This window comes from Streptomyces sp. NPDC002181 (genome assembly GCF_042890485.1).
GTDB lineage: Bacteria > Actinomycetota > Actinomycetes > Streptomycetales > Streptomycetaceae > Streptomyces.
Window position 1 is genome coordinate 152,280 of record NZ_JBIASC010000008.1, and the last position, 14,471, is coordinate 166,750.

The following is a 14,471-nucleotide window of genomic DNA, read 5'->3' on the forward strand; positions in this document are numbered from 1 at the left end:
GCCCATTCTGCCCTGATCGGCCCCTCAGGATTCCCCGGCCCCGGACCCCTCCCCGGACCCTGCCCCCGACCCCTCCCCGGACCCGGGCCTCGGGACGATCACCAGCGGATACACCGGGGGAGTCCCGCCGAACTCCGGACACACCGCCCGGTGATCGCACCAGCCGCACAGCTTCGTCGGCCGCGGCCGCCACTCACCCGTCTCCGTCGCCTCCTTGATCGCATCCCACAACGCCAGCAGCTTGCGCTCCACCCGCTCCAGATCCGCGACCACCGGGTCGTACGTCAACACGTCCCCACTGCCCAGATACACCAGCTGCAACCGCCGCGGCACGACCTGCTTCAGCCGCCACACCACCAGCGCGTAGAACTTCATCTGGAACAGCGCGCCCTCGGCGTACTCCGGCCGCGGCGCCTTGCCCGTCTTGTAGTCGACGATCCGCACCTCACCCGACGCGGCCACGTCCACCCGGTCGATGATCCCGCGCAGCCGCAGCCCCGACTCCAGCTCCGTCTCCACGAAGAACTCCCGCTCCACCGGCTCCAGCCGGGTCGGGTCCTCCAGCGTGAACCACCGCTCCACCAGCGCCTCGGCCTCCGTCAGCCACCGCGCCAGCCCCGCCCCCTCGTCCGCCTCCGGGAACAGCTCCACCAGCTCCGGCTTCGACTCCAGCAGCCGGTCCCACTGCCCCGGGATCAGCGCCTTCGCCCGCGGCGCCGTCCGCTCCGCCGCCGGATGATCGAAGAGCCGCTCCAGCACCGCGTGCACCAGCGTGCCCCGCGTCGCCGCCGCACTCGGCTTCTCCGGCAGCTTGTCGATCACCCGGAACCGGTACAGCAGCGGGCACTGCATGAAATCGCTCGCCCGCGAAGGAGAGAGCGAGGAAGGCGCCACAGCGCGCGGCGCTGCGTCCGCATCGGCTGTACCGGGAACCGGACCGGGGCTCGTCGTCATGGACAAAACCCTACGACCCGCCGCCGACAGCGCGCGCATACCATCGACGCCGACCCCCATCGCACTGCATGATCGGAGCATCACACCGCGCCACCACACACCCCGCCCCGCACGGAACGTGCACCTGCACCACACTGAGAGAACCGCCGGCCGCAACCCGCCGGACAGCACCGAACGAAGGACAGCCGTGGCAGACACCGACGAAACCGGCGAGCGCGCAGACAAGCGCTCCGGACCGGGCGGCGGCATCCTCATGGGCCGCCCCTTCGGCGTGCCCGTCTACGTCTCTCCCAGCTGGTTCCTCGTCGCCGCCCTCATCACCTGGGTCTTCGGCGACCAGCTCGACCGCGTCCTGCCCGACCTCGGACCCGCCCGCTACCTCGTCTCCCTCTTCTTCGCCGTCGCCTTCTACGCCTCCGTCCTCGTCCACGAACTCGCCCACACCGTCGCCGCGCTGCGCTTCAAACTGCCCGTGCGCCGGATCCAGCTCCAGTTCTTCGGCGGAGTCTCCGAGATCGAGAAGGAATCCGAGACCCCCGGCCGCGAATTCGTCCTCGCCTTCGTCGGCCCCCTCCTCTCCCTCCTCCTCGCCGGCGCCTTCTACCTCGGCATGGAACTCGTCGACCCGGCCACCGTCCCCGGCGTCCTCCTCGCCGGCCTGATGATCTCCAACCTGCTCGTCGCCGCCTTCAACCTGCTCCCCGGCCTCCCGCTCGACGGCGGCCGCATGCTCCGCGCCGTCATCTGGGGCATCACCGGCAAACCCATGACCGGCACCGTCGCCGCCGCCTGGGTCGGCCGCGCCCTCGCCGTCACCGTCCTCATCGGACTCCCGATGATCACCCACACCGGCATCCTCGGAACCGGCACCGACGACATCGGCGGCATGAACACCGTCATGGACGCCCTGCTCGCCGCGATCCTCGCCGCCATCATCTGGACCGGCGCCGGCAACAGCCTGCGCATGGCCCGCCTGCGCGAACACCTCCCCGAACTGCGCGCCCGCACCCTCACCCGGCGCGCCGTCCCCGTGGAGAACGCCACCCCCCTCTCCGAGGCCCTGCGCCGCGCCAACGCCCACGGCGCCCGCGCCATCGTCGTCGTCGACGGCCACGGCGACCCGCTCTCCATCGTCCGCGAGAGCGCCATCGCCTCCGTCCCCGAACACCGCCGCCCCTGGGTCGCCGTCAGCACCCTCGCCCAGGAACTCACCGACGGAATGAAGGTCTCCGCCGAACTCTCCGGCGAGGAACTCCTCGACCACCTGCGCGCCACCCCCGCCACCGAATACCTCGTCCTCGAACCCTCCGGCGAGATCTACGGCGTCCTGTCCACCCTCGACGTCGAGAAGGCCTTCGTGAAGGCCATGGCGCGGCCCCAGTCCTGAAGCCAATACACTGGTCACATGTCCGAACCGACCGGTGCCGCCCGCCGACGCGGGCCCTTCGAGGTCGGGGACCAGGTTCAGCTCACCGACCCCAAGGGCCGCCACTACACGTTCACGCTCGAAGCAGGGAAGAATTTCCACACCCACAAGGGTTCCTTCCCGCACGACGAGCTGATCGGCTCCCCCGAAGGAAGCGTCGTCCGTACCACGGGCAACGTCGCCTACCTCGCGCTGCGTCCCCTGCTCCCCGACTATGTCCTGTCCATGCCCCGCGGCGCCGCCGTGGTCTACCCCAAGGACGCGGGCCAGATCCTGGCCTTCGCCGACATCTTCCCCGGCGCCCGCGTCGTGGAAGCGGGAGTGGGCTCCGGCTCCCTGAGCAGCTTCCTGCTGCGCGCCATCGGCGACCAGGGCATGCTCCACAGCTACGAGCGCCGCGCGGACTTCGCCGAGATCGCCACCGCCAACGTCGAGCGCTACTTCGGCGGCCCCCACCCCGCGTGGAAGCTGACCGTGGGCGACCTCCAGGACAACCTGGACGAGACCGACGTCGACCGCGTGATCCTCGACATGCTCGCCCCCTGGGAGTGCCTGGACGCGGTCAAGAAGGCCCTCGTCCCCGGCGGCATCCTGTGCTGCTACGTGGCCACCACCACCCAGCTCTCCAAGACCGTCGAGTCCATCCGCGAGATCGGCTGCTTCGCCGAGCCGCAGCCCTGGGAATCGATGATCCGCAACTGGCACGTCGAGGGCCTCGCCGTCCGCCCGGACCACCGGATGATCGGCCACACCGGCTTCCTCGTCACCGCCCGCCGCCTCGCCGACGGCGTCGAGCCGCCCATGCGCCGCCGCCGCCCCGCCAAGGGCGCCTACGGCGAGGACTACGACGGACCCGGCAGCGACCGCTCCGCCTAGACCGAGGCAAGGCCTCCGGCCCGCACAACACCAAGGCGCTGTGGCGCAGTTCCCCGCACGATCCGGGAACTGCGCCACAGCGCCTTTTCGTTGTCCCACCAGCGACCACCCGTACCGGCCCCGGCCGACACGGACCCGGCCGTTCCGCCCCGGTGTGAGGTGTGGCACGATGCTGGCTCCCCGTCACCCCTCGCACAGGAGACACCCCGCGTGCCGCACCGCCCCGCAGAGCTGACGCCGACACCGGAATTCCTGGCCCACAGCAGCGCCAGGCCGCTCCACTGGCTCGCCACGGCCACCGCCATGGCCGCCTTCGTAGCCCTCGCGGGACTCATCCAGCCGGACGCCTCCGCCACCGGCCATGCCGGCCCCGCGGGCACCTCCGCGGCCCCCGCGAGCGGCCCGCAGGCCACCGCCCCCGACCCGGCGGCGGTCACCTACCCGCTGGACTGCAAGGGCCTCCCGACGGCCGTCACGGCCGCCGCCGAGGGCGACCTCGACGGCGACGGCCGCCCCGAGACCGTCGCCGCCGTGCGCTGCGACGCCGGATCCGGCACCCCGCCCCACGCGATCTACGTACTCGCCCGGGACAAGGCCCCCGGCGCGCCCCCGAGGATCGTCGCGACCCTGCTGGAAGCCGGGAAACGACAAACCGCCGCCGATCTCGCGATCAGCGACGGAGTCGTCACCGCCAGTCTCCTCGGTTACTCCTCGCCCCAGGTGCCCCGCTACAGCCCCGACGTGAAACAGCTCGCCAAGTGGCGCTGGAGCGGCGGAAAATTCCGCCAGGAGCTGACGAACTCAGACGCCAGGAGTGTTTGAACCGTCACTCCGCGTCCGGACCGAACACCTCGACCCTGTCCGAAACGCGCCTTACGTGGATGCAGTCGCCCGGGCACTCCTTGGCCGAGTCCACCACGTCCTGCAACAGCGTCAGCGGAACCGGAGTCGTCGCCCCCGCCTCCACCAGAAGCTCGTCCTCAGGGCTCTTCACGTACGCCAGACCATCGATGTCCAGCTCGAACACCTCCGGCGCGTACTGCACACAGATGCCGTCACCGGTGCACAGGTCCTGGTCGATCCAGACCTCAAGCGGCTCGCCGGCCTGCCCGGCACCACCCGTGGGAGCCTCCTGCTGCACGGTCATATCTCCTGCCGTTCCCTGCGCTCAGTGATCCGTTTCCGCCACGAGCCGCGGCAAGTCGCGCGGGCCCTGACGGGTGTTGAACACTTCGACCTTACAACCGGCCGCTTTCCGATGTTGATGGGTGGGTATTTCCTTGGCGTGAGGGAGTACGCAAGGGTGAAGATCGGACACACCTCTACCGTCTTTGTGATCTAGGGGTTTCAATCACCACCAGCCCAGGTAGGGTCAGGAAGCGTCCAGCTCCCCTTGGAGGAGGTGAGGACCGTGGCAGCCCACGACGACGACATCAACCGCGGCATCCGGCCGGGGCGAGGGTCTGAGGACCCCGCCGGCCAGGTTGCCTATCTCGAGCAGGAAATCGCCGTCCTGCGACGTAAGCTCGCCGACTCTCCGCGACACACGAGGATTCTCGAAGAGCGGATCGTCGAGCTCCAGACAAACCTGGCCGGCGTCTCCGCGCAAAACGAGCGACTGGCAAATACGCTCCGTGAGGCCCGCGACCAGATCATCGCACTCAAAGAGGAAGTCGACCGGCTCGCGCAGCCGCCGGCCGGCTTCGGTGTCTTCCTTCAGGCGAACGAAGACGGCACCGTCGACATCTTCACCGGGGGTCGAAAGCTCCGTGTGAACGTCAGCCCCAGCGTCGACCCGGAAGACCTCCGGCGCGGCCAGGAGGTCATGCTCAACGAGGCCCTCAACGTGGTCGAGGCCATGGAGTTCGAACGGGCCGGGGACATCGTCACCCTCAAGGAGATCCTTGAGGACGGCGAGCGCGCCCTGGTGGTCGGGCACACCGACGAGGAGAGGGTGGTGAGGCTCGCCGAGCCGCTCCTGGACATCACCATCCGCCCCGGCGACGCCCTCCTGCTCGAACCCCGCTCCGGCTACGTCTACGAGGTCGTCCCCAAGAGCGAGGTCGAGGACCTGGTCCTCGAAGAGGTCCCCGACATCGACTACGACAAGATCGGCGGCCTGGGCGACCAGATCGAACTGATCCGCGACGCGGTCGAGCTCCCGTACCTCTACCCCGACCTCTTCAAGGAACACGAACTGCGGCCCCCGAAGGGCATCCTGCTCTACGGCCCCCCCGGCTGCGGCAAGACGCTCATCGCCAAGGCAGTGGCCAACTCCCTTGCCAAGAAGGTCGCCGAAGTGACCGGACAGGCCCAGGGGAAGTCCTACTTCCTGAACATCAAGGGCCCCGAACTCCTCAACAAGTACGTCGGCGAGACCGAGCGGCACATCCGCCTCGTCTTCCAGCGTGCCCGCGAGAAGGCCAGCGAGGGCACCCCCGTCATCGTCTTCTTCGACGAGATGGAGTCCCTCTTCCGCACCCGCGGATCCGGCGTCAGCTCGGACGTGGAGAACACCATCGTCCCCCAGCTGCTCGCCGAGATCGACGGCGTGGAAGGCCTGGAGAACGTCATCGTCATCGGCGCCTCCAACCGCGAGGACATGATCGACCCGGCCATCCTGCGCCCCGGCCGGCTCGACGTGAAGATCAAGATCGAGCGCCCCGACGCCGAAGCGGCGAAGGACATCTTCGCCAAGTACCTCAAGGCCTCGCTGCCGCTCCACACCGACGACCTCACCGAGCACTCCGGCTCGCCCGAGGTCGCCGTCCACAGCATGATCCAGACCGTCGTCGAGCAGATGTACGCCGAGACCGAGGAGAACCGCTTCCTCGAGGTCACGTACGCCAACGGCGACAAGGAAGTCCTCTACTTCAAGGACTTCAACTCCGGCGCCATGATCCAGAACATCGTGGACCGGGCCAAGAAGATGGCCATCAAGGCCTTCCTCGAACACAACCAGAAGGGCCTGCGGGTCGCACACCTGCTCCAGGCCTGCGTGGACGAGTTCAAGGAGAACGAGGACCTGCCCAACACCACCAACCCCGACGACTGGGCCCGGATCTCCGGCAAGAAGGGCGAGCGGATCGTATTCATCCGCACCCTCGTCACCGGAAAGCAGGGCGCGGACACCGGACGCTCCATCGACACGGTGGCGAATACCGGTCAGTACCTCTGATCGAACAGGGCGGCTGCGGGTGCCCTGCCCGGGCACCCGCAGCCGACTGCTTTACCGACTGCTTTTCAGCCGGTGACGGAGTGAAGTCAATGACTGAAATGATCTCCCCACCAGCGCGGAGTGGTTCTAGGCTCTTCCGTACCGCCGGTCGCGCAGTGCGGGGACGGGCACCGCACACGCACCGGAGCACCAGCGGTACTTGAGCGCCGCTCCCGAACGGGAGCGCCGCCGGGCAAGGAGGGCCGCATGACCGTACGGCGAGTAATGGGAATCGAGACGGAGTACGGGATCTCCGTCCCGGGGCACCCGAACGCCAATGCCATGCTCACCTCGTCCCAGATCGTCAACGCCTACGCGGCGGCGATGCACCGGGCGCGCCGCGCCCGCTGGGACTTCGAGGAGGAGAACCCGCTGCGGGACGCCCGCGGCTTCGACCTCGCCCGCGAGGCCGCCGACAACAGCCAGCTCACCGACGAGGACATCGGCCTCGCCAACGTCATCCTCACCAACGGCGCACGGCTCTACGTGGACCACGCGCACCCCGAGTACAGCTCCCCGGAGATCACCAACCCGCTCGACGCCGTCCTCTGGGACAAGGCCGGCGAGCGGATCATGGCCGAGGCCGCCGTACGGGCCGCCCAGCTCCCCGGCGCCCAGCCCATCCACCTCTACAAGAACAACACCGACAACAAGGGCGCCTCCTACGGCACGCACGAGAACTACCTGATGAAGCGGGAGACCCCTTTCTCGGAGATCGTGCGCCACCTGACCCCCTTCTTCGTCTCCCGCCAGGTCGTGACCGGCGCGGGACGGGTCGGGATCGGCCAGGACGGCCGGGAGCACGGCTTCCAGATCAGCCAGCGGGCGGACTACTTCGAGGTCGAGGTCGGCCTGGAGACCACGCTCAAGCGGCCGATCATCAACACGCGCGACGAGCCGCACTCGGACGCGGAGAAGTACCGCCGGCTGCACGTGATCATCGGCGATGCCAACCTCTCCGAGATCTCCACGTACCTCAAGCTCGGCACCACGGCGCTCGTCCTCTCGATGATCGAGGACTCCTTCATCAACGTCGACCTGGCGGTGGACCAGCCCGTCCGGACCCTGCACCAGGTCTCCCACGACCCCGATCTGCAACATCTGATCACGCTCCGCAGCGGTCGCACGCTGACCGCCGTGCAGCTCCAGATGGAGTACTTCGAGCTGGCCAGGAAGTACGTGGACGAGCGTTTCGGCTCGGACGCGGACGAGCAGACCAAGGACGTGCTGGTCCGCTGGGAGGACGTGCTGGGCCGGCTGGAGAGCGACCCGATGAGCCTGTCGGGGGAGCTGGACTGGATCGCCAAGCGCGAGATCCTGGAGGGCTACCGGAGGCGGGACGGGCTCGGCTGGGACGCCGCCCGGCTGCACCTGGTGGACCTCCAGTACGCGGACGTGCGGCCCGAGAAGGGCCTGTACAACCGCCTGGTGGCCCGCGGCAAGATGAAGCGGCTGGTGGAGGAGCCGGCGGTGGAGCGCGCGCAGGGCAAGCCGCCGGAGGACACCCGGGCGTACTTCCGGGGGCGGTGCCTGGAGCAGTACGCGGACGACGTGGCCGCGGCCTCGTGGGACTCGGTGATCTTCGACCTCCCGGGCCGCGACTCCCTCCAGCGGGTCCCGACGCTGGAACCCCTGCGGGGTACCCGCAAGCACGTGAAGGAGCTCCTGGACCGCTGCCGCACGGCGGAGGACCTGGTGCGGGTACTGAGCGGGAACTGAGGGCTGAAAAGTCCCCGTTCCGGGAATCATGAAAGCAGCCGCACGTTGTGAAAGTGCGGGGACGAATGCCGGGCCCTCCTTGTAGGGTCCGACGTAGGGTCTGATCTTGAGAGATCCCGATCCCGGGGTCTCTCGACATGAGCGCGCGAACCGAGCGGGGTGAGGTAGACATGGCGACCAAGGACACCGGCGGCGGACAGCAGAAGGCGACTCGCTCGACCGAGGAGGTCGAGGAGGCTGCGGTCGAAGAATCGACCGACCTCAAGGAGCGACAGGAAAAGCTCTCCGACGACGTCGACTCGGTTCTTGACGAGATTGACGACGTCCTCGAGGAGAACGCCGAGGACTTCGTGCGTTCCTTCGTGCAAAAGGGTGGCCAGTAAGGCCCCTCTGCCTTCGATTCGAAGGTAATGGTGGACGAAATGGCCAGGCGGGAGCAGAGCGCAGTCGCGCGCCCGATGCGGTGAGCAGAAGCCGCGTCGGGCGCTGGCTCCCGTAGGTTGATCATCGCAGTGGGGCGGGTAGGGTCCGTGGCGTACTTTGCTTCAACTGCAATTCAGGTCTTGGCGTGTTGAAAGACAACCCCGACCGCATGCGTCGGGCCGCCGCTCATTTGGAGGGAACGCGTGGAAGCCAACACTCGTAGCACGGGGCGGCTGCCGGCAGCCTTCCTGACGCCGGGGTCCTCGTCCTTCATGGACTTCCTCGGGGCGCACTCGCCCGAGATGCTGCCGGGGAACCGGAAGCTGCCCGAGGGCGTTGTCGAGGCGCCGCACGGGACGACCATCGTGGCGACGACGTTCCCCGGCGGGGTCGTGCTCGCCGGTGACCGGCGCGCGACCATGGGGAACATGATCGCGCAGCGGGACATCGAGAAGGTGTTCCCTGCCGACGAGTACTCCGCGGTGGGCATCGCCGGTACGGCCGGCCTGGCCGTGGAGATGGTGAAGCTGTTCCAGCTGGAGCTGGAGCACTTCGAGAAGGTGGAGGGGACGACCCTCTCCCTGGAGGGCAAGGCCAACCGGCTCTCCACCATGATCCGGAGCAATCTGGGCATGGCGATGCAGGGGCTGGCGGTCGTCCCGCTGTTCGCCGGGTACGACGAGGCCAAGGAGAAGGGCCGGATCTTCTCCTACGACGTGACCGGCGGCCGCTCCGAGGAGCACGGCTACGCGGCCACCGGCTCCGGCTCGATCTTCGCGCGGGGCTCGATGAAGAAGCTGTACCGCCCCGATCTGACGGAGGAGCAGGCCACCACCCTGGTCGTGCAGGCGCTGTACGACGCGGCCGACGACGACTCGGCGACCGGTGGGCCGGACCTGTACCGCCACATCTACCCCATCGTCACCGTCATCACCGACGAGGGATTCCGCAGGCTGACGGACGAGGAGTCGCAGGAACTCGCCCGCAGCGTCACCAACCGGCGGCTTGAGCAGCCCGACGGGCCGCGCGCGGCCCTGCTCTGACCAGTCCTCCTCGTCGCCCAGAAGAAAGGGACGGATAACCGGTGTCGACTCCGTTCTACGTCTCACCCCAGCAGGCCATGGCCGACCGGGCGGAATACGCCCGCAAGGGCATCGCCCGCGGTCGCAGCCTCGTCGTGCTGCAGTACGCCGACGGCATCGTGTTCGTCGGCGAGAACCCCTCGCGCGCGCTCCACAAGTTCAGCGAGATCTACGACCGGATCGGCTTCGCAGCCGCCGGCAAGTACAACGAGTACGAGAACCTGCGGATCGGTGGAGTGCGCTACGCCGATCTGCGCGGATACACCTACGACCGTGACGATGTGACGGCCCGTGGGCTGGCGAACGTCTACGCGCAGACGCTGGGCACGATCTTCTCGTCGGCCGGTGAGAAGCCGTACGAGGTGGAGCTGGTCGTGGCCGAGGTCGGTGCGACCGCCGCGGGTGACCAGATCTACCGGCTGCCGCACGACGGTTCGATCGTGGACGAGCACGGCTCGGTCGCGGTCGGCGGCAACGCCGAGCAGATCAGCACGTACCTGGACCAGCGGCACCGGGACGGCATGACCCTGGCGGAGGCGCTGAAGCTGGCGGTGCAGGCGCTGTCGAGCCAGGCGAACGGTGCGGACAAGACGATTCCGGCCGAGCGGCTGGAGGTCGCGGTGCTGGACCGGACGCGGGCGCAGCAGCGGAAGTTCAAGCGGATCCGGGGCCGGCAGCTGTCGCGGCTGCTGGAGGCGGACGTCACGGCGGCGGTGCAGGCGGATGCCGTGTCGAACGACGAGGCTCCCGAGGACGATTCCGAGTAGACGCCTCGTGCGTGGTGGCGCCCCCGGCCTTGTGGCCGGGGGCGCTTTCGCGTTGTCAGGCGCGGGCCGGGCCGGTGGAAGCGCGGACGACCAGTTCGACGGGGATGTCGGGGGCGGCCCAGGCGGTGCCGTCGAGGACGGCGAGGAGGGCGCTCATGCCCTGTTCGCCGACGCGTTCGGCGGGGAGGCGGACGGTGGTGAGCTCGGGTTCGACGGCGGTGGCGAGGGCGAGGTCGTCGAAGCCGGCGACGGAGAGGTCCTCGGGGACGCTCAGGCCCAGGCGGCGGGCGGCCTTGCAGGCGCCCGCGGCGAGGATGTCGTCGTCGCAGACGATGGCGGTGGGCCGGTCCCCGGGGGCCGCGAGGGCCGCCTCCACGGCCGTACGGGCGTCGGTGACGGTGAGCGGGGCCCGTGCGGTGCGCAGCTCGGCGTGGGGTCCCAGGAGGGCGGCGAGGGTTTCGGCGCGGACGTCGAAGGTCCAGGAGTCGATGGCGGAGGCGAGGTGGAGGATGCGCCGGTGGCCGAGGGCGAGGAGGTGTTCGGTGATCTGGCGCATGCCGTCGGCGATGGCGAGGTTGACGTGGGCGGCGGCGCGTCCGGCGGTGGGGTCGCTGTCGAGCATGACGAGGGGGAGTTCGGCGTCGGCGATGGCGTCGAGGGCGTGGGCGGCCATGGAGGAGGCGATGACGCCGTCGAGGGCGGCGCGGGCGGAGGCGAAGGGGTCGCGGGCGGGGCCGGTGCCGTCGGGGGAGGGGTAGAGGACCACGCCGAAGCCGTGTTCGGCGGCGATGCGGGCGGCGCCGGTGTAGACGCCGGCGAAGAACTCGTTGGTGAGGGCGGGGACGACGAGGAGGGCGGTGCGGGTGGTGCCGAGGCGGAGGCTGCGGGCGGCGAGGTTGGGGCGGTAGCCGAGGGTGGTGGCGGTCTCGCGGACGTGGGCGGCGGTGCGCTCGGAGACGCGGCCGCGCCACTTGTCACCGAGGACGAGGGAGACGGTGGCCTGGGAGACCCCGGCGGCGGCGGCCACGTCGCGGCTGGTGGGTCTCGTCACACGGGTCTCCTGAAAGGCGAGGTCGGCGGGGTGGGGGTGGTGCGCCGGGTGGACCGTCGGGTTGTGGCCATGGTACGTATAACCGTCTTCGTTATACGTATTACTTGTTGTTGCTTGATGTGTTCCCGGCGGGTCCGGGCAGAAGGGGGCGGACATGGCCGCGGGATACGCGGAGCTGCTCAGGACCCGGCACGCCGCACGGCTGCTGGCGGGCACGCTGGTCGGCCGGCTGCCGAACGCCACGGCGGCGATCGCGATCGTGCTGTTCGTACGGGCCGAGGGGGGCAGCTACAGCCTCGCGGGCGCGCTCGCCGCGGTCTACGGGGTGGCGAACGCGGTGGGTCAGCCGCTGCTCGGGCGTGCCGTGGACCTGGTCGGGCAGCCGCGGGTGCAGCTGCCCGCGGCGGTGCTCTCGGCGCTGGGCATGGCGTGGCTCGCGTTCGCGGGTACCGGGTCGGCGGCGGCCGCGTACGGGGCCGTGGTCGTCGGCGGGTTCTTCGCGCCGCCGCTGGAGGGCGGTCTGCGGGCGCTGTGGCCCTCGGTGCTCGGCGGCAAGGAGGAGCAGGTGCACGCCGCGTACGCGATGGACGCGGTGGCGCAGGAGATCATGTACACGGTCGGCCCGCTGCTCGTGACGCTGTGCGTCTCCCTGTGGGACCCGGCCGGGGCGCTGCTGGTGATCCACGCGCTGGGCGTCCTGGGGGCGCTCTCCGTGGTGGTCAGCGCGCCCTCGCGGACGTGGCGTTCGGAGCCGCGCGAGGCGCACTGGCTGGGCGCGCTGCGCTCGAAGGGGCTGCGGGCGCTGCTGGGCGCGTTCTTCTTCGTGGGCATGGCACTGGGTTCGATCACGGTCGCGGGCGTGGCGTACGCGGATGACCACGGGGGCCAGTCGGTGTACGGCTGGCTGATGGCGGCGCTGGGTCTGGGCGCGCTGGCCGGCGGGGTGCTCTACGGGGCGCGGCAGTGGGCGGGGGCGCCGGAGCGGCGGCTGCGGGTGATCGTGGCGCTGCTGGCGGTGTGCTACCTGCCGCTGGTGCTGGTTCCGGGGCCGGTGGCGATGACGGCGCTGGCGGCGCTGGCGGGTGTGTTCCTGGCGCCGGCGCTGGCGTGCGCGTTCATCGTCGTGGACCGTCACGCTCCGGTGGGGACGGTGACGGAGGCGTTCTCGTGGCTGGTGACGTTCTTCGGCGTGGGCGCGGCGATCGGTACGGCGGCGGCGGGTCCGGCGGTGGAACTGGGTGGTTCGGCGAGCGGGTTCGGCGTGGCGTGTGTCGCCGGTGCGTCGGCGCTGCTGGTGCTGACGCTCACTCAGCGCGTCATGGCCGCTCCGGGCCGGACCCGTACGGTGGCGGGTTCGCCGGCGCCGGCCGCGGAAGGCGTCGGCGGGGGCGCGCTGGAGGGCCCTTCGGGTGGTCCTTCGGGTGGTCCGTCGGGCGGTCCGGCGGAGCGGCTCGTCGGCAACTGATCGAAACGGCGTTCACGAACCCGGTTTCAGAACAGTGCGGAAGGCGTAATGTTCAGTCATGGACCGCCGCATTTTCGGGCTGGAGAACGAGTACGGCGTCACGTGCACGTTCAGGGGACAGCGCCGACTGTCTCCTGACGAAGTGGCGCGCTACCTCTTCCGCCGTGTCGTGTCATGGGGCCGCAGCAGCAATGTCTTTCTGCGGAACGGCGCCCGCCTGTACCTCGACGTGGGTTCGCATCCGGAATATGCAACTCCCGAATGCGACAACGTGACGGAACTCGTCACGCACGACAAGGCAGGCGAGCGCATTCTGGAAGGTCTGCTCGTCGACGCCGAACGCCGCCTGCACGAGGAGGGAATCGCGGGCGACGTCTATCTCTTCAAGAACAACACCGACTCGGCGGGCAACTCGTACGGCTGCCACGAGAACTATCTGGTGGCCCGGCACGGGGAATTCTCCCGCCTGGCGGACATCCTCATTCCGTTCCTCGTCACGCGCCAGCTGATCTGTGGCGCGGGCAAGGTGCTGCAGACCCCCCGGGGTGCGGTCTACTGCGTGAGCCAGCGGGCCGAGCACATCTGGGAGGGCGTCAGCTCCGCGACGACCCGGTCGCGGCCGATCATCAACACCCGGGACGAGCCGCACGCGGACGCCGAGCGCTACCGCCGGCTGCACGTGATCGTCGGGGACTCGAACATGTCCGAGACGACCATGCTGCTCAAGGTCGGGGCCACCGACCTTGTGCTGCGCATGATCGAGGCGGGCACGGTGATGCGGGACCTGACCCTGGAGAACCCGATCCGGGCGATCCGCGAGGTCAGCCACGACATCACGGGCCAGCGCAAGGTGCGTCTGGCGAGCGGTCGCGAGGCCTCGGCTCTGGAGATCCAGCGCGAGTACTACGACAAGGCCGTGGACTTCGCCGAGCGCCGGGGGATCCGTACCGGCACCGTGGACCAGGTGCTGGAGCTGTGGGGCCGCACCCTCGACGCGATCGACGCGGAGGACCTGGACCGGATCGGGACCGAGATCGACTGGGTCATGAAGTACCAGCTGATCGAGCGGTACCGGGCCAAGCACGGCATGACCATGTCGAACCCGCGGGTGGCCCAGATAGACCTCGCGTACCACGACATCCACCGCCGGCGCGGGCTGTACTACCTGCTGGAGCGCAAGGGGCAGGCGGCGCGGATCTGCAACGACCTCAAGATCTTCGAGGGCAAGTCGGTGCCTCCGCAGACCACGAGGGCGCGGCTGCGCGGCGACTTCATCCGCCGGGCGCAGGAGCAGCGGCGGGACTTCACGGTCGACTGGGTGCACCTGAAGCTGAACGACCAGGCGCAGCGGACCGTGCTGTGCAAGGACCCGTTCCGGTCGGTGGACGACCGGGTGGAGAAGCTGATCGCCGGGATGTGAGATCCCGCTGATCTTGGGCAGGGCCCCGTACGGATCTCGTACGGGGCCCTGCCCACGCCTTAGAGTGGCGT

Annotated in this window: 13 protein-coding genes and 1 pseudogene; 11 read left to right on the forward strand and 3 right to left on the reverse strand. The window is 69.5% G+C overall.

Annotated elements, in window-relative coordinates; all coding sequences use genetic code 11:
• Positions 1-24 precede the first annotated feature (24 nt).
• Positions 25-954, reverse strand: coding sequence for a RecB family exonuclease (locus ACFYXV_RS20930; RefSeq protein WP_389383729.1), 930 nt, complete (start codon positions 952-954; stop codon positions 25-27).
• 253 nt (positions 955-1,207) lie between these two features.
• Between ACFYXV_RS20930 and ACFYXV_RS20935 the strand changes: the two genes are divergently transcribed.
• The 3 genes from ACFYXV_RS20935 to ACFYXV_RS20945 all read left to right on the forward strand — a co-directional run bounded on the left by ACFYXV_RS20935 (position 1,208) and on the right by ACFYXV_RS20945 (position 4,078).
• A complete protein-coding gene (locus tag ACFYXV_RS20935) occupies positions 1,208-2,341 on the forward strand; it encodes a site-2 protease family protein (RefSeq protein WP_385474198.1) in 1,134 nt (377 codons plus the stop codon).
• Positions 2,342-2,359: 18 nt separating this feature from the next.
• A complete protein-coding gene (locus tag ACFYXV_RS20940; RefSeq protein WP_030860276.1) occupies positions 2,360-3,256 on the forward strand; it encodes a tRNA (adenine-N1)-methyltransferase in 897 nt (298 codons plus the stop codon).
• Between the two features lie 210 nt (positions 3,257-3,466).
• Entirely contained in the window at positions 3,467-4,078 is a 612-nt protein-coding gene (locus tag ACFYXV_RS20945; protein WP_389383730.1) for a hypothetical protein, read from the forward strand.
• Positions 4,079-4,082: 4 nt separating this feature from the next.
• Here the strand turns inward: ACFYXV_RS20945 and ACFYXV_RS20950 are convergent, their stop codons facing one another.
• Positions 4,083-4,403 carry a ferredoxin gene (locus ACFYXV_RS20950; protein ID WP_030157182.1) on the reverse strand — a complete coding sequence of 107 codons (321 nt, stop codon included), beginning with the start codon at positions 4,401-4,403 and terminating at the stop codon, positions 4,083-4,085.
• Between the two features lie 264 nt (positions 4,404-4,667).
• Between ACFYXV_RS20950 and arc the strand changes: the two genes are divergently transcribed.
• The 6 genes and pseudogenes from arc to prcA all read left to right on the forward strand — a co-directional run bounded on the left by arc (position 4,668) and on the right by prcA (position 10,464).
• On the forward strand, positions 4,668-6,434 hold the full coding sequence (gene arc / locus ACFYXV_RS20955; RefSeq protein ID WP_383341471.1) for a proteasome ATPase: 1,767 nt from the start codon (positions 4,668-4,670) through the stop codon (positions 6,432-6,434).
• A 246-nt stretch (positions 6,435-6,680) separates the two neighbouring features.
• Entirely contained in the window at positions 6,681-8,192 is a 1,512-nt protein-coding gene (gene dop, locus ACFYXV_RS20960) for a depupylase/deamidase Dop (protein WP_327131425.1), read from the forward strand.
• Between the two features lie 170 nt (positions 8,193-8,362).
• On the forward strand, positions 8,363-8,575 hold the full coding sequence (locus ACFYXV_RS20965; RefSeq protein WP_030016348.1) for a ubiquitin-like protein Pup: 213 nt from the start codon (positions 8,363-8,365) through the stop codon (positions 8,573-8,575).
• A gap of 116 nt (positions 8,576-8,691) precedes the next feature.
• Positions 8,692-8,867, forward strand: a pseudogene (locus ACFYXV_RS20970) (endonuclease domain-containing protein); the annotation flags it as partial.
• Complete coding sequence (prcB, locus tag ACFYXV_RS20975; RefSeq protein ID WP_385474159.1) at positions 8,819-9,658, forward strand: proteasome subunit beta; 840 nt, start codon at positions 8,819-8,821, stop codon at positions 9,656-9,658. The pseudogene ACFYXV_RS20970 and the gene prcB, both read left to right, overlap by 49 nt.
• A gap of 41 nt (positions 9,659-9,699) precedes the next feature.
• Positions 9,700-10,464 carry a proteasome subunit alpha gene (gene prcA, locus ACFYXV_RS20980; RefSeq protein ID WP_099893644.1) on the forward strand — a complete coding sequence of 255 codons (765 nt, stop codon included), beginning with the start codon at positions 9,700-9,702 and terminating at the stop codon, positions 10,462-10,464.
• A gap of 55 nt (positions 10,465-10,519) precedes the next feature.
• On the opposite strand, the gene ACFYXV_RS20985 is transcribed toward prcA, so the two are convergent.
• A complete protein-coding gene (locus ACFYXV_RS20985) occupies positions 10,520-11,515 on the reverse strand; it encodes a LacI family DNA-binding transcriptional regulator (protein WP_385474161.1) in 996 nt (331 codons plus the stop codon).
• A 154-nt stretch (positions 11,516-11,669) separates the two neighbouring features.
• On the opposite strand from ACFYXV_RS20985, the gene ACFYXV_RS20990 reads away from it, so the two are divergent.
• Together ACFYXV_RS20990 and pafA are read left to right on the forward strand one after the other, a co-directional pair.
• Positions 11,670-12,980 carry an MFS transporter gene (locus tag ACFYXV_RS20990; RefSeq protein ID WP_389383731.1) on the forward strand — a complete coding sequence of 437 codons (1,311 nt, stop codon included), beginning with the start codon at positions 11,670-11,672 and terminating at the stop codon, positions 12,978-12,980.
• A gap of 58 nt (positions 12,981-13,038) precedes the next feature.
• Complete coding sequence (pafA, locus tag ACFYXV_RS20995) at positions 13,039-14,400, forward strand: Pup--protein ligase (protein WP_030157196.1); 1,362 nt, start codon at positions 13,039-13,041, stop codon at positions 14,398-14,400.
• Positions 14,401-14,471: the final 71 nt, after the last annotated feature.

Bases quoted from the DNA above. Each gene is read 5' to 3' on its own strand.
- ACFYXV_RS20930 (WP_389383729.1), bottom strand. From the start codon at position 954: ATGACGACGAGCCCCGGTCCGGTTCCCGGTACAGCCGATGCGGACGCA.
- ACFYXV_RS20935 (WP_385474198.1), top strand. From the start codon at position 1,208: ATGGGCCGCCCCTTCGGCGTGCCCGTCTACGTCTCTCCCAGCTGGTTC.
- ACFYXV_RS20940 (WP_030860276.1), top strand. From the start codon at position 2,360: ATGTCCGAACCGACCGGTGCCGCCCGCCGACGCGGGCCCTTCGAGGTC.
- ACFYXV_RS20950 (WP_030157182.1), bottom strand. From the start codon at position 4,403: ATGACCGTGCAGCAGGAGGCTCCCACGGGTGGTGCCGGGCAGGCCGGC.
- dop (WP_327131425.1), top strand. From the start codon at position 6,681: ATGACCGTACGGCGAGTAATGGGAATCGAGACGGAGTACGGGATCTCC.
- ACFYXV_RS20965 (WP_030016348.1), top strand. From the start codon at position 8,363: ATGGCGACCAAGGACACCGGCGGCGGACAGCAGAAGGCGACTCGCTCG.
- ACFYXV_RS20990 (WP_389383731.1), top strand. From the start codon at position 11,670: ATGGCCGCGGGATACGCGGAGCTGCTCAGGACCCGGCACGCCGCACGG.
- pafA (WP_030157196.1), top strand. From the start codon at position 13,039: ATGGACCGCCGCATTTTCGGGCTGGAGAACGAGTACGGCGTCACGTGC.